Source organism: Agreia pratensis (genome assembly GCF_900177685.1).
Taxonomy (GTDB): Bacteria; Actinomycetota; Actinomycetes; order Actinomycetales; family Microbacteriaceae; genus Agreia; species Agreia pratensis.
Window position 1 is genome coordinate 881,226 of record NZ_FXAY01000001.1, and the last position, 13,356, is coordinate 894,581.

Below are 13,356 nucleotides of genomic sequence, written 5' to 3' on the forward strand. Positions count from 1 at the left end.
GGGGCGGTTGTTAGTTGCAGTCGCCGCTGCCGCTGTAACACGGCTTGTAGTACGGCGACAGCGGCTCGCCTGTCGGTTCCGGAGGAACCCACCTGCCTGCCGGTACCGCGAATAAGACCGAACCGCCCAGGGCCATCACCACCAAGATGCTGCTGAACACGATGAGCCACACCGACCTGCGAAGTATCGAGATCACCAGGGCTGCGATCACGCTTCCGACGCACAATATCGCCGTCACGTCGTATCTCGCGATGTCCGACTTCGACGGGACGGGGGTCTGGCTCCCCAGGTTGAAATAGACCTCGAAGGACTGCCAGAGCAGCGCAAGGCCGCACAAGCTGCCTATCGCCCACAACCCGAAGGCCCAGCCGCGACCAACCCGGGGTGATGACATAGCGCAACCCTGACAGGAGAGGCACACGGCCGCACGTCGGCACTTTCGGGGACTGAGACGCGGGCTACCCTCTCGTACCGAAGTCGGCGCTGCCTTCGCGCTCCTCGAGCGAGTCGAGCTCCTGGAAAATCGTGACCTGCAGGCCGGCCGGCGCCTCGAGACGCGAGTTGACCGAGCGCCACGGGGTCTCGCGCGGCTCTGCGATCAGCTCTGCCCCCGCTTCGACGAGATCGTTGGTCACGGATGGCGAGTCGTCGACCTCGAAGGCGATCCGGATGCGCGCGCTCGGCTTTCCCTCGGCCTCGACCCGGTCGATCATGCGCTTCTGTGCGGGGTTGGCGATCTCGAGGGTCGCGAGCCCCGCGTTGAGGATCATCACCTTCGCGTCACCCTCCCCCTCGTAGGCGGCCTGCTCCGTGAGTCCGAGTGCGTCGCGGTAGAAGGCGACGGCCGCGTCGTAGTCGTCTGCCTCGACCACGAGTCGGAGCTGGCGAACAGAGGTGGGTGGAATCGATTCGGTCATTCTCCGAGCGTAAGAGGAGCGGCCGAGGCGGGGAAGGCCACTGAAGTGCGGAGAAGGGCCGCTTCGAAGGGATTCGAAGCGGCCATATCCCGCACCTCAGCGTCGTGGCCTGCGGGTCCGCAGCCAGCCGCGCTCCTAAACTGGTCTCCACGCAGGAGAAGGGCATTGTCAATGTCGATCGACACCCCCGAGCAGATCGTTCCGCAGGCGCCCACCCTCGAGATGGTCGCGCATGAAGCCGGAGTCTCGCGGGCCACCGTGTCGCGCGTCGTCAACGGGTCGACCGCGGTGACCCCGCAGGTGACCGCCGTCGTGAACGCGGCGATCGAGAAGCTCAACTACGTTCCCAACAGGGCGGCCCGCTCACTGGCGAGCCGGCGCACGAATGTGATCGCACTCATCGTTCCCGAGCAGACGTCGATCGTGTTCAGCGATCCCTTCTTCGCCGCTGTCATCCAGGGCGTGGCCGTGTACCTCAACGACACTGACTACACGCTCAATCTGCTCATCGCGTCGGAGACCTCGAGCGACAAGACCCGCCGCTACCTGCTGGGCGGCAACGTCGACGGCGCGCTGGTCGTGTCGCACCACTCGGGCGACCATTCGTACACGCGGCTCGGCCAGAAGCTGCCGATCGTCTTCGGCGGCCGCCCCCTCACCCCCGAACTCGACGACAGCTACTTCGTCGACGTCGACAACGTGGCCGCCGCCCGCTCGGCCACTGAGCATCTGATCTCGCTCGGCCGCACCCGCATCGCCACGGTCGCCGGCCCCCAAGACATGCCGCCCGGCGTCGATCGCCTGCGCGGGTGGCGCGAAGCCATGGATGCCGCAGGGCTCACCGACGACCTCGTCGAGATCGGCGGCTTCTCTCCCGCGTCGGGTGCGGATGCGATGGGCCGGCTGCTCGATCGCGATCCGTCGATCGACGCCATTTTCTTCGCAAACGACCAGATGGCGGCCGGCGCGTATCCGGTGCTGCGCGAGCGCGGACTCTCGATACCTCAGGACATCGCTGTGGCGGGCTTCGACGATGACCCCCTCGGCACGGCGCTCAGCCCGACTCTCACGACCGTGCACCAGCCGTCGTCGGAGCTCGGCGCCGGCATGGCCGCAGCTCTCGTTCGCTTGATCGCCAAGGAGGAGATCGAGCGGGCGACCATTATGCCGACGAGCCTCGTGGTCAGGGAGTCGTCGAAGGCACCTCTGCGCTGATCGAGTAGGCCGCCCGCGGCCGTATCGAGATCCAGTACCGGTGGTCTCGATACGCCGGCTCGTTCCTCGCGCGGCTACTCGACCGGCGCGGAACCGGCGGGTGCTGCGCGCAGCCCCACTGCGGGGAGGATCACCCCGTCGATGAGGGTGATCAGGAAGTCGCGGCTCACCGGCTTGCGCTGAAGGAGCGAGCGGTAGGCCACCATCGAGGGTGAGATCAGCGAGACGAGCTGGATGTCTATATCGGCGGCGATCTCACCGCGTTCGACCGCGCGCTTCAACAGCATGCGGTTGATGCGAGCGCGCGGTTCGACGATGGCCTCGTTCGCTGCGTCGGCCAGATCGGGAGCGGACGACAGCATCGAGGCGAGACCGGCCATGATCTTGAGCTTGCGCTCGGCGTCGTCGATTGTGGGTGGGCGGATCATGCCGACAAGATCTCCGCGCAGCGTTCCCGTATCGGGAATCTGCACCGCATCGAGATCGCCCTTCTTCAGACACGCGACCGCATCGAGCACCAACTCGTTCTTCGAGGCCCAGCGCCGGTACACCGTCGCCTTGCCCGCTCCTGCTCGAGCCGCGACCATGTCGATGGTCATGCCGTCGAAGCCCGTCTCGGAGAGCACCTCGATCGCGGCATCGAGAATCTGCTGATCTTTTGCCGGATCGCGTCGCCGACCGAGCTTGGGGGCGCCATCCGCCACTTTCTGATCAACGTCGAGCTGCGTCATTGCGGCCGTCTCTTTCTGTCGTCTGGCAAGCGCTTCGCCTCCATGCTACCAATTAGGGAACCATCATGATCCGGAACTCAACAGATTCGAAACTGTAGCTATCCGAAACTTGGAAGTTCCGTATATGCTCTTCGACATGACCCAGATCACCTCATCGCCCTCGGACGTCGCCGACGCCGCGAAGGTCTCTCAACGCCGCTGGCTGACGCTCACTGTCGTCGCCCTCGCCCAGCTCATGGTCGTGCTCGACTCGACCGTGGTCAACATCGCCCTCCCCGCCGCCCAGACCGACCTCGGATTCAGTGACGGCGACCGCCAGTGGGTCTTGACCGCCTACTCCCTCGCTTTCGGCAGCCTGCTCCTTCTCGGCGGACGCCTCTCCGACCTCATCGGCCGCAAGCGCACGTTCATCATCGGACTCATCGGCTTCGCGGTCGCCTCGGCACTGGGAGGTGCTGCAGAAAGCTTCGGCACGCTGGTCGCCGCCCGCGCTCTACAGGGAGCCTTCGGCGCTCTTCTCGCGCCGACCGCCCTCGCGGTGCTCACCACGACCTTCACGATCCCCAAGGAACGCGCCCGCGCCTTCGGCATCTTCGGCGCGATCGCCGGAGCCGGCGGAGCGGTCGGTCTTCTCCTCGGCGGATTCCTCACAGAGCGCTTCGACTGGCGCTGGAACCTCTATATCAACGTCTTCATCGCGATCATCGGTGTGATCGGCGCCGCCATCTACGTGTCGGAGTCCAAGCGCACCGGTCCACGACCGAAGCTCGATATCCCTGGCACCGTGCTCATCTCGGGCGGCCTCTTCGGCCTCGTCTACGGATTCGCGAACGCCGAGACCGACGGCTGGGGCTCGCCGCTTACCTGGGGGATGCTCGCGGGCGCCGCCGTCCTGCTCGTCGCGTTCGTACTGTGGCAGCGCAGAGCCGCACACCCGTTGCTGCCGCTCAAGATCGTGCTCGACCGCAACCGCGGCGCGGCCTACGCCTCGGTACTGATCGCGGGAGCCGGCATGTTCGGCATCTTCCTGTTCGTCACCTACTACCTGCAGTCGTCGCTCATGTTCTCGCCCATTCAGACCGGCCTCGCATTCCTTCCGATGATCGGCATGCTCGTGCTCGCTGCGCAGTTGTCGACGAACATCTTCGTTCCCCGGTTCGGCCCGAAGATCATGGTCCCGACGGGCATGATCCTCGCCATGATCGGCATGATGCTGCTCACCCGCCTCGACCTCGACAGCAGCTACGCGGCCAACGTGCTGCCCGCCCTGATGGTCATGGGCTTCGGAATGGGCACGATCATGCCGGCGTCGATGCAGACGGCCACGCTCGGCGTCGACCGTGAGTTCGCCGGCGTCGCGTCGGCCATGGTCAACACGAGCCAGCAGGTCGGAGGATCGATCGGCGTCGCACTGCTCAATACCCTGGCCGCCACCGCCGCCACCGATTACCTCGCCGCGAATGCACCGGTCACTGCGACTGTCGCAGCCAACGCCGCTATCGCCAGCTACGCGACCGCGTACTGGTGGGGCGCAGGCTTCTTCGCACTCGGAGCGGTGGCCTCCGCGCTGCTGTTCCGCCGACGCGGCCAAGGCCTGTCGCTCTCCGCTCACCCTGCCGCACCAGCCGCCCGAGCCGGCGCATCCAATGTGGCCGATGCCGTGCCGATGCCCGTTCACTAGGGCCGCCGCGCCCGACCCCGTTCGCGCCCGTTCGGCGCATCCGCTGCCCGTCTATCGGCGGCGCGTGTGCCGAACGGGCGCGGATGCGTTCACGCGTCGCGCAGGGGAACGTCGGGCATGCGGGCGCGCATCACCTGGATCGCGTCGGGGTTGCGATCGACAAGAACGAAGCGGCGGCCGAGAGCCTGAGCGACGGCGCCCGTCGTGCCGCTTCCCGCGAAGAAGTCGAGCACCCAGTCGCCTTCGCGGCTCGACGCCTGAATGATGCGGCGCAGGATGCCCTCGGGCTTCTGCGTGGGATAGCCGGTCTTCTCGCGACCGGTCGGCGACACGATCGTGTGCCACCACACATCGGTGGGCAGCTTGCCGCGCGCGACCTTCTCGGGCGTGACCAGACCGGGCGCCATGTACGGCTCGCGGTCGACCGACGATGAATCGAAGTAATAGCGGGTCGGGTCTTTCACGTAGACGAGGATCGTGTCGTGCTTCGCCGGCCAGCGACTCTTCGACTTGGCCCCGTAGTCGTAGGCCCAGATGATCTCGTTGAGAAACGACTCTCGGCCGAACAGCGCATCGAGCAGCACTTTGGCATAGTGCGCCTCGCGATAGTCGAGGTGCAGATAGAGCGTTCCGTCGGGCGCGAGCAGGCGCCAGGCCTCGATCAGGCGAGGTTCGATGAACTCCCAGTAGTTCTCGAACACGTCGTCGTAGGCGAGCAGGTCGCCCTTGATGCGCTCGTAGCTGCGGCCCTTGAAACCGGTGACCGAGCCGACTCCGGCCTGCGTACGAACGGATGTCGTCGACTGCCGCTTCTGCACACGGCCAGTGTTGAACGGCGGGTCGAGATAGATGAGCGTGAACGCCTCGTCGGCGAGGCCGGTGAGAACGGGAAGATTGTCACCCTGGATGATCCGGCTGACTCCCTGGTCAGACGCCGGGTCTGTGGGATGATCGGGCATCCTGCAATTGTGGCAGGTCTTGCCGAGGCGTATCGTTCGTTGAATGCAGAGCCGCGAAGTGCGCCATGAGCCCGATGCCCGCCGCTACACCCTCTGGATCGACGACGAACAGGTCGGCCTCGCCGACTACGAGGTGCAGGGCGACGCCATCGCCATCACCCACACCGAGATCGATCCCAGCAAGCAGCACGGAGGACTCGGCAGCGTGCTGGTGCAGGGCGTTCTCGATCAGATCGCCGAGGGCACGCAACGCGTGATTCCCGCCTGCCCCTTCGTGGCGAGCTACATCGACAATCACGAGGAGTACCAGCCGCTCACCACGCGCTGAGCCTTCTCACCTGGCACTGAGACCTAGGGAACGCGGGCGATCCACTCGGGCGTGCTGAACTTGGTGCGCACGAGCTCTTCGGCCTTGGCGTACTCGTCGTCGGTGATGTCGCCGGGCGTGGCTCCGTAGAGGCCCGTGAACGTGGCGATCATCTTGTCGATGATCTCGGCCCGAGACAGACCCGTCTGACTGCGCAACGGGTCGACCCTCTTCGCCGCCGACTTCGTGCCCTTGTCGCTCATCTTCTCGCGGCCGATGCGCAGCACCTGCACCATCTTCTCGCCATCCATGTCGTAGCTCATGGTCACGTGGTGCACGACGGCGCCGTTGCCGAGCCTCTTCTGCGCGGCTCCGCCGATCTTGCCCGTGGGGCTCGTGATGTCGTTCAGGGGCGCGTAGTGGGCGTCGATTCCCAGCGCCTTGAGGGCGATGATGACCCACTCGTCGAGAAAAGCGTAGGAGTCGGCGAAGGTCATGCCCGAGACGAGGGCGGCGGGAACGTAGATGGAGTAGGTGATAACGGAGCCGGCCTCCATGAACATGGCACCGCCCCCCGAGATGCGCCGCACGACGTCGAAGCCGTACTTCGCCGCGTTCTCGAGGTCGACCTCGTTCTTCAGCGACTGGAAGCTGCCGATGACGACGGCGGGCGATTCCCACTCCCAGATGCGCATGGTGGGCTGGCGACGCCCCTCGCCGACCTCGACCGCGAGCACCTCGTCGAGAGCCATCTGCTCGACCGGCGAGACGGCCTTCGAGTGGATGACCTGCCAGTCGTAGTCGCGCCATCCGGTGGCCTTGGCGAGCGAGCGCCGCACGGCGACCGCGACGGCCTCGGGCGAGAAGCCCAGAAGCTGCGCACCCTCGGGGAGCGCGGCCTTCACCGCGGCGGCGATGGTGGCCGCGTCGGACTCGACCGGCAGACCCTCGATGGCCGCGTTGATCAGGGGAAGAGCGTCGTCGGGCTCGAGAAAGAAGTCACCCGCCAGGCGGAAATTCGCGATGCGACCATCGACCTGGTCGAGGTCGACGACCACGAGTTTGCCGCCGGGAACCTTGTACTCACCATGCATGCAGCCAGCCTACGCCGCTGCAATTCAGGAAAACGGGGCCCGAAGCCCCGTTTTCGCGCACGGGCGCCTCGATTCTCCTGAGCTAGGGCGCAGTAGGTAGCGCGGCTAGCCTGCATCCGTCAAAGACAGCGTGAGCACGATCGCCGGGGCATGTCTACTGTTCAAGCCGCTTGCCCGCTCGACAGCTTCTTGACCTGCATCGCCGAGCCATAAGCCCAGCAGCAGGTCGAGGAGTTCTGTGCCAACACCTACGGATGCAGAACGGATCTGATCGTAGGTAGCCGTCGCCACTTTCTCATTGTTCCTCGAGACGCACACGCCAAGCAGAACCTTTGCTGGGACAGATATAACTTTTGGTGCCCGGTGCAACTGTATGAGCCAATAGGTTGCGCCCGGATCCATCGTGAGAATCAGCTTGAGTTGCTCGACATCGATCTTCCAGGACGGAGCGGCCTGCGGGTCTTCCCTATTGCCTGCTTGCTTCACCTGCACGAGATGGCCCGTTCGGACTTTCTGTCGGCCAGGAAGATTTATGTCGACGACAATTCCGAGGTCCGCTCCGCTGAGCTTCTCGTGAGTACTTGAGTTCGTTGACGTGACAGACAGACGAACAGGAGGCGTTCCTGCCTGACTCTGAGGAAGGAGTGAGTCGTCGTGAAACGCCGTTGCCAGAGCATTGACGATCGCCCCGGTAACCTCGGTCTCTTCGGACAAGCCCGCTGTCGAGAGCCGCTCCAGGCACCCGCTGATCTTGTCGCGAATCTCCTTCTCGAGAGTGGCGTCGCCCAACCACGTGCTGGTGGGTGAGGCCAAAGGCTGAGGAGTGAGATAGTAGCGCTGATCGAGCCACCACATGAAGGTCGACATCGCGGACGCCGTCGAATGTGGACTGGCCGCCAGCGCAAGACCTCGAGCCCGCAAGGCAAGGTCCGATCCGCCCTCGCCATAGAGTGTCGCCGCGTGTAGAACAGCGGAGTTCTCCATTGCCATGGTGAGAAGCAGGTTGTGATGAGCGGTCGAATCCAGCGCCAGGAACCAGGGCACTGCCACAGCAATTGCGACATCGTCTTGGCGCGCTCGCTTCAAAAGTTCGTCTTTGAGGGCAAGCATCGTGAAATGTTCAGGGTTCGTATCAATGCGAAGAATGAGAGAGTCGATGAAGAACGCTGCCTTGCGATGGTCGTCCACTTTCGGCTCGACGGGCGCTGCCCGTCGAGCGGAAAGCAGTCCGACGATGATCTGCATTGCGGGGGAAAGATCCACCACGTCAATCCAGCGAGACACCGTGACCCACGGCTCGGCAACAGCCAGGCGGTCGTACGAGCTGTTCATCAGTTCAGCCTGCAACGCGGGTTCAACGATGTGGGGAAGAAGAATCGTCATGGCTAACGCCGTCAATGGAGAGTTGTGAAGAGTGACATTCCCGAAGACCGAAGTGCTGTCATCGTCGGCGTGGTTAGACGTTACGTCACTGGTGGGCCAATGGAACGGTCGGCCAGGCACAGGCTCGGTGAACAATTCAGTCATTTTTTTCGCAGCAGAACTTTGATCCTCCTTAGCAAGGTCCATCCATCCCAGGTATTCCCAACAGTCGGTCTTTGATGAGGTCACGCCATCAACTTCTGGGGTGTCGGACAGCAGATCGATTGCCTTCCCGCGATTGACAATCTCTTCAATTGCGTCGAACCACGGAATATACAGTTTTTCTGCGCGAATAGCTTTTTGCCGCGCAACCGCTCGAAAGTGCTCATGCGCACCGTCAAAGAGGGTCTTATAGAGGGCGAAATCCTCGAAATGTAACTCGAGGTCTTGTTCATCCTCGGGCGAGGGATACCGCAACTGTTCGGACATGTTCCGAGTTTGTCACTTCGCGACTGCGTAGGTCACCCAGGTGCCCTAGCTAGGGCACGACGTGGTGCTCGAGCCAGTCGACGAGGCGGTCGGCCACGGCGGCGCGGTTCGTCTCGTTGAAGACCTCGTGCCGCGCCTCGGGAAACACCACGACCTCGACATCGGAGAGCCTCGACCGCCCCGTGAAGGCGCGCGCGAGCCTGCGCATACTGGCTGTTCCGCCGAGCGTGTCATCGCTGCCACCCATAATGAGCACGGGAAGGTCGCGGCGGATCTCGCGCCCCGGCAGCCCGAACAGCAGCACACCGTCGCGCACGCCGAGCTCCTTCAGCGCCTTCGCTTCGAACATGAACGGGTCGGCCGCGGCAGCCGCCTGCATGGCCACATCGCGGCTCAGCCATTCGAACCCCGAGCCCTGGCCGCGGGCCGGGCGGTGACGCCGCGTCAGGTCGCCGCCATCCATCGACCCCGGCATCCGCAACGCCGTGCCGGTGAGCACGACGCCGTCGAAGGCTGTCGAACGGGTGTTGATCACGCGCTGCAGCAGCAGCGAGCCGAGGCTGTGGCCGATGGCGAAGAGCGGAACGCCGGGCGTCTCGTCGCGCAGCAGGCGGGTGAACCGCAGGATGTCGGCCTCGGCCGTGCGCGCTCCGTCGGGGCCCATGCGGTGGCCGGGCTGCGTCTCGCCGCCGGGCAGTCGGGCGGTCTCGCCGTGGCCGCGCAGGTCGTGGGCGTAGACGGCGTATCCGGATGCGTTCAGCCGGCCCGCGAGTTCGGCATACCTGCCCGAGTGCTCGCCGAGGCCGTGCACGATCTGCACGACACCGCGCGGGCGGTCGACGGGCCAGGCGGAGTAGCTGATGGCGACGCCGTGGTCGCTGAGAAACTGGGGCACCCGTTCATTGTGCACCCCCGCCCGGACCCTGCCTTCCCTTCGCGGATGAGGAAAAAAGCGCGACACCCCGCGGCGAGCTCAGGGCCAGCCGGCGTGTCTTCATTTTTTCCTCATCCGCGAAGGGGGAAGCGCGGGGTGGGGAGGGCGGAGGTCAGCTTCGGATCAGCTCTCTCGGGTGATCTCCACCGTGACGAAGAGGCTCGATCCGAAGGGGCCGGCATAGACACCGCGCAGCGGAGCGACGTCGTTGTAGTCGCGACCGCGCCCCACGGTGACGTGGCGGTCGCCGATGTCGATGGAGTTCGTGGGGTCGAAGCCCCGCCAATCTCCGCAGTACCACTCCACCCACGCGTGTGACTCTCCCGCGACGGTCTCGCCGATCTCGGCGTTCGGCTTGGGGTGCAGATAGCCCGATACGTAGCGCGCGGGGATTCCGACGGAGCGCAGGGCGCCGAGGGCGATGTGCGCGATGTCCTGGCAGACGCCGCGCTTGTCGGCCCAGGAGTCCTTCGCTGTCGAGTGCACGTGCGTGACACCCTGCACGTACTGCATCTGATCGCCGATCGCCGAGCAGATCTCGAGGGCGGCCTCGCAGGGGCTCTCATAGCGAGACGCGATCTCACCGGCCAGCTCGATGATGTCGTCGGCGGGATCGGTGAGCCGGGTCTGCTTGGAGTGCTCGACGAACGCGGTGGCCTTCGCAGACGCGTCGGCCAGTGCTTCCCACCCGACGATGTGGGGCTTGTGCGCGCGCGGGCGTACCTCGACGAGGCTGTTGGCTGTGAGCGAGAGCTCTTTGTGCGGGGTCAGCACTTCGAAGCTCGACACCCGGGTGCCCCAGTAGTCGAGGTAGCTGTGGTTGCTCGATACCGGCGCGATCTCGAGGTTGGAGTAGAGCACGAACTGGTCGGTGCTCGAGACGGGGAGCATGCGCGCCTCGTTGTACGAGGCCGCCACCTCGCCCTCGTAGCGATATCCGGTGACGTGCCGGATGCGGAGCCGGTTCATGTGTTCTCTCCCGTCCAGGAAGGAGCCGCGTTGGTGGGGAAGTATCTCTGCCTGATCGCCTCGGATGCCGTCGACGTGGCATCCTGCACACTGTCCATGTGCTTCGGGAGCTCGTGCAGAATGTCCATGATCGGGCGGTATTCGAGCTGGCTGCGGATCTGGCCGAGCAAGCGCTGTGCCCGGTCGGTGACACCGACGCGGTCGTTGCGGGGCTCGATGGCACGCAACGACTCCTCTGCCCGAGACACCGAGAAGATGATCGAACGCGGAAACAGGCGGTCGAGCAGTAGGAACTCCGCCGCGTTGCGCGCCGAGGGCACGCCACGGTAGGTGCGCAGATAGGTCTCGTAGGCGCCGCACGAACGCAGAATGGTCGTCCAGCTGGGGCCGGATGCCTCGGTGAGGCTTCTCGTCGCCAGCAGGCGGGCCGTCATGTCGGCCTGCTCGAGCGACCGGCCGAGGTTGAAGAAGTGCCAAGCCTCGTCGCGGCTGGTTCCCGCCTCGACGATGCCCACCGCGAGCGCGGCACGTTCGCGTACCCACCCGAAGAACTCGTGGGTCTTCTCGGCCGCGACCTTGCGCGGCATCTTGGCGCGGGTCGTGTTGAGGCACTCCCACAGCTCTGTCGACACGATCTCGCGCGCCCGGCGGGCGTTCTCGCGGGCCGCGCCCAGTGAATAGGCGATGGATGCGGGATGCGTGCGGTCTACCGCGAGTGTCGCAAGAACGTCCTGCCGCGTCAGCGCCCGCTCGGGGCCGGGAACCTCGCTGCCCATGAGCGCGAGGAGCGAACGGCAGGCGAGGTCTTCTTCGATCCACGGGTCTTCGAGCAGGAGCTGGAGGTGAACGTCGAGGATGCGTGCGGTTCCGTCGCTGCGCTCGATGTAGCGGCCGATCCAGAAGAGGCTTTCGGCGATGCGGCTCAGCATTCGTCTGCTCCCCTCTCGGTGCCGGCTGGTCTCGATACGCCCGCTCGTTCCTCGCGGGCTACTCGACCAGCGCCGCCGCGCTGATCGAGTAGGCCGCCCGCGGCCGTATCGAGATCGTTGCTGCGCACCTGTTGCTGCTGTTGCTGCTGGTCGTTATTCGGCTTGTCTTGAGGAGAGTGATCCACGGCGTGCTTGCCCACGATTGGAATCGACTGCGTGTTGGCCGCCTGATCGGCGACGAGCCCCTGGATGTTGCGGGCCGACGACTCGTGGAAGAAGTCGGGCTCGAGCCCGATGACCCAGGTGTCCTTCGATCCGCCGCCCTGGCTCGAGTTCACGACGAGCTCGCCCTCGGGAAGCGCCACCCGCGTGAGCCCGCCGGGCAGAACCCAGATGTCACTGCCGTCGTTGACGGCGAATGGACGCAGATCCGCGTGGCGCGGCCGCATCCCGTCTTCGACGAGCGTGGGGATGGTCGAGAGCTGAACGACCGGCTGCGCGATCCAGCCGCGCGGGTCTTTCAGGAGCCGCTTGCGCAGCGTCTCGAGCTCGGTCTTGGATGCCGCCGGTCCGACCACGAGGCCCTTGCCACCCGAGCCGTCGACCGGCTTCACGACGAGCTCGTCGAGACGATCGAGCACCTCTTCGAGCGAGGCCGGGTCTTCGAGACGCCAGGTGTCGACGTTCGGGATGATCGCGGTCTCGCCGAGGTAGTACTTGATGAGGTCGGGCAGGTAGGTGTACACGAGCTTGTCGTCGGCGACGCCATTGCCGACCGCATTGGCGATCGTCACGTTTCCGAGCCGTGCCGCCATCATGATGCCGGGCGAGCCCAGCTGGCTGTCGGCACGGAACTGCAGCGGGTCGAGGTACTCGTCGTCGACCCGGCGATAGATCACGTCGACGCGCATCGGACCTGCCGTGGTGCGCATCCAGACCCTGCCGCCCGAGCAGAACAGGTCGCGGCCCTCGACGAGCTCGACGCCCATGAGTCGGGCCAGCAGCGTGTGCTCGAAGTAGGCCGAGTTGTAGACACCGGGGGTGAGTACGACGACGTTGGGGTCGTCGACGCCGGCGGGTGCCGAAGCGCGCAGCGCCTGCAGAAGCTTGTTCGGGTAGTCGCCGACGGGGCGAACGCGCATCGAGACGAAGAGCTCGGGCAGCGTCTGCGCCATGACCCGGCGGTTGGAGATGACGTAGCTCACGCCCGACGGCACTCGCACGTTGTCTTCGAGCACCCGCCAGGCGCCCTTCTCGTCGCGGATCAGGTCGATGCCCGAGACCTGGATGCGCACATTGTTGGCCGAGACGATGCCCGCGGCCTGGCGGTGGAAGTGGCTCGACGAGCTGATGAGCGCGGCGGGAATGACTCCGTCGCGCACCGCGTGCTGTGGGCCGTAGATGTCGGCGAGAAAGGCCTCGAGCGCCCTGACCCGCTGCTTGATTCCGGCCTCGACGTTCAGCCATTCCTTCTGCTCGATCACCCGGGGAACGGCGTCGAGCGGAAAGGGCCTCTCCTCTCCGGCGAAGTCGAAGGTGACGCCCTGGGCGAGGTACGAACTGGCCAGCGCATCGGTGCGCCCACGCAGTTCCTCCTGTGTCATGCGAGCCAGCGCCTGGTACACGTCTTTGTAGGCGGCGCGGGCTTCGACGGGCGCCAGAGAGCTTGGTTCAGGGAACATTTCGTCCCATGCGCTCGCGGACCCGCGCGAGGAGCGAGGGTTGAGTGTGGCGCCGTAACCGGCGAACAGGTCGACCATGCCCTGAGC

At 65.3% G+C, this 13,356-nt stretch carries 13 protein-coding genes; 3 read left to right on the top strand and 10 right to left on the bottom strand.

The genetic code is table 11. The features are described from left to right. Nucleotides 1-10 precede the first annotated feature (10 nt). Nucleotides 11-394: a DUF6234 family protein gene (locus tag B9Y86_RS17305; RefSeq protein ID WP_139824721.1), complete on the bottom strand. Its 384-nt coding sequence runs from the start codon at nt 392-394 to the stop codon at nt 11-13. A gap of 64 nt (nt 395-458) precedes the next feature. After that, on the bottom strand, nt 459-917 hold the full coding sequence (locus B9Y86_RS04220; protein WP_085483194.1) for a VOC family protein: 459 nt from the start codon (nt 915-917) through the stop codon (nt 459-461). Nucleotides 918-1,088: 171 nt separating this feature from the next. On the opposite strand from B9Y86_RS04220, the gene B9Y86_RS04225 reads away from it, so the two are divergent. Beyond that, on the top strand, nt 1,089-2,132 hold the full coding sequence (locus B9Y86_RS04225) for a LacI family DNA-binding transcriptional regulator (protein WP_085483196.1): 1,044 nt from the start codon (nt 1,089-1,091) through the stop codon (nt 2,130-2,132). Nucleotides 2,133-2,206: 74 nt separating this feature from the next. Here B9Y86_RS04225 and B9Y86_RS04230 read toward each other — a convergent pair whose 3' ends face one another. After that, complete coding sequence (locus B9Y86_RS04230; protein ID WP_085483198.1) at nt 2,207-2,863, bottom strand: TetR/AcrR family transcriptional regulator; 657 nt, start codon at nt 2,861-2,863, stop codon at nt 2,207-2,209. A gap of 136 nt (nt 2,864-2,999) precedes the next feature. On the opposite strand from B9Y86_RS04230, the gene B9Y86_RS04235 reads away from it, so the two are divergent. Further along, nucleotides 3,000-4,544 (top strand): MFS transporter, encoded by a 1,545-nt coding sequence (locus tag B9Y86_RS04235; RefSeq protein WP_244894625.1) that lies wholly within the window; start codon nt 3,000-3,002, stop codon nt 4,542-4,544. 89 nt (nt 4,545-4,633) lie between these two features. On the opposite strand, the gene B9Y86_RS04240 is transcribed toward B9Y86_RS04235, so the two are convergent. Next, on the bottom strand, nt 4,634-5,503 hold the full coding sequence (locus B9Y86_RS04240; protein WP_085483202.1) for a DNA-methyltransferase: 870 nt from the start codon (nt 5,501-5,503) through the stop codon (nt 4,634-4,636). A 43-nt stretch (nt 5,504-5,546) separates the two neighbouring features. Between B9Y86_RS04240 and B9Y86_RS04245 the strand changes: the two genes are divergently transcribed. Then, entirely contained in the window at nt 5,547-5,831 is a 285-nt protein-coding gene (locus B9Y86_RS04245) for a GNAT family N-acetyltransferase (RefSeq protein WP_044442398.1), read from the top strand. Between the two features lie 23 nt (nt 5,832-5,854). On the opposite strand, the gene lplAB is transcribed toward B9Y86_RS04245, so the two are convergent. The 6 genes from lplAB to B9Y86_RS04275 form a co-directional block, all read right to left on the bottom strand. Beyond that, complete coding sequence (gene lplAB / locus B9Y86_RS04250; RefSeq protein ID WP_085483204.1) at nt 5,855-6,904, bottom strand: lipoate-protein ligase LplAB; 1,050 nt, start codon at nt 6,902-6,904, stop codon at nt 5,855-5,857. A 105-nt stretch (nt 6,905-7,009) separates the two neighbouring features. Next, the gene (locus tag B9Y86_RS04255; RefSeq protein WP_085483206.1) at nt 7,010-8,755 is read right to left on the bottom strand and encodes a hypothetical protein; all 1,746 of its coding nucleotides are present in this window, start codon (nt 8,753-8,755) and stop codon (nt 7,010-7,012) included. A 49-nt stretch (nt 8,756-8,804) separates the two neighbouring features. Next, entirely contained in the window at nt 8,805-9,650 is an 846-nt protein-coding gene (locus tag B9Y86_RS04260; RefSeq protein WP_244894626.1) for an alpha/beta hydrolase, read from the bottom strand. Between the two features lie 162 nt (nt 9,651-9,812). Beyond that, nucleotides 9,813-10,658 (bottom strand): transglutaminase family protein, encoded by an 846-nt coding sequence (locus tag B9Y86_RS04265; protein ID WP_085483210.1) that lies wholly within the window; start codon nt 10,656-10,658, stop codon nt 9,813-9,815. Then, nucleotides 10,655-11,587 (bottom strand): alpha-E domain-containing protein, encoded by a 933-nt coding sequence (locus B9Y86_RS04270; protein WP_085483212.1) that lies wholly within the window; start codon nt 11,585-11,587, stop codon nt 10,655-10,657. Before B9Y86_RS04270 ends, B9Y86_RS04265 begins: the two co-directional genes overlap by 4 nt. Continuing rightward, nucleotides 11,581-13,347, bottom strand: a complete 1,767-nt coding sequence (locus B9Y86_RS04275) for a circularly permuted type 2 ATP-grasp protein (RefSeq protein ID WP_085483214.1) — start codon at nt 13,345-13,347, stop codon at nt 11,581-11,583. The genes B9Y86_RS04270 and B9Y86_RS04275 overlap by 7 nt, the downstream gene beginning before the upstream one ends. Nucleotides 13,348-13,356 lie beyond the last annotated feature (9 nt).

What these genes read in the sequence shown, in the direction of transcription:
- B9Y86_RS17305 (WP_139824721.1), bottom strand. Translation starts at nt 394, where the DNA reads ATGTCATCACCCCGGGTTGGTCGCGGCTGGGCCTTCGGGTTGTGGGCG.
- B9Y86_RS04220 (WP_085483194.1), bottom strand. Translation starts at nt 917, where the DNA reads ATGACCGAATCGATTCCACCCACCTCTGTTCGCCAGCTCCGACTCGTG.
- B9Y86_RS04225 (WP_085483196.1), top strand. Translation starts at nt 1,089, where the DNA reads ATGTCGATCGACACCCCCGAGCAGATCGTTCCGCAGGCGCCCACCCTC.
- B9Y86_RS04230 (WP_085483198.1), bottom strand. Translation starts at nt 2,863, where the DNA reads ATGACGCAGCTCGACGTTGATCAGAAAGTGGCGGATGGCGCCCCCAAG.
- B9Y86_RS04235 (WP_244894625.1), top strand. Translation starts at nt 3,000, where the DNA reads ATGACCCAGATCACCTCATCGCCCTCGGACGTCGCCGACGCCGCGAAG.
- B9Y86_RS04240 (WP_085483202.1), bottom strand. Translation starts at nt 5,503, where the DNA reads ATGCCCGATCATCCCACAGACCCGGCGTCTGACCAGGGAGTCAGCCGG.
- B9Y86_RS04245 (WP_044442398.1), top strand. Translation starts at nt 5,547, where the DNA reads ATGCAGAGCCGCGAAGTGCGCCATGAGCCCGATGCCCGCCGCTACACC.
- lplAB (WP_085483204.1), bottom strand. Translation starts at nt 6,904, where the DNA reads ATGCATGGTGAGTACAAGGTTCCCGGCGGCAAACTCGTGGTCGTCGAC.
- B9Y86_RS04255 (WP_085483206.1), bottom strand. Translation starts at nt 8,755, where the DNA reads ATGTCCGAACAGTTGCGGTATCCCTCGCCCGAGGATGAACAAGACCTC.
- B9Y86_RS04265 (WP_085483210.1), bottom strand. Translation starts at nt 10,658, where the DNA reads ATGAACCGGCTCCGCATCCGGCACGTCACCGGATATCGCTACGAGGGC.
- B9Y86_RS04270 (WP_085483212.1), bottom strand. Translation starts at nt 11,587, where the DNA reads ATGCTGAGCCGCATCGCCGAAAGCCTCTTCTGGATCGGCCGCTACATC.
- B9Y86_RS04275 (WP_085483214.1), bottom strand. Translation starts at nt 13,347, where the DNA reads ATGGTCGACCTGTTCGCCGGTTACGGCGCCACACTCAACCCTCGCTCC.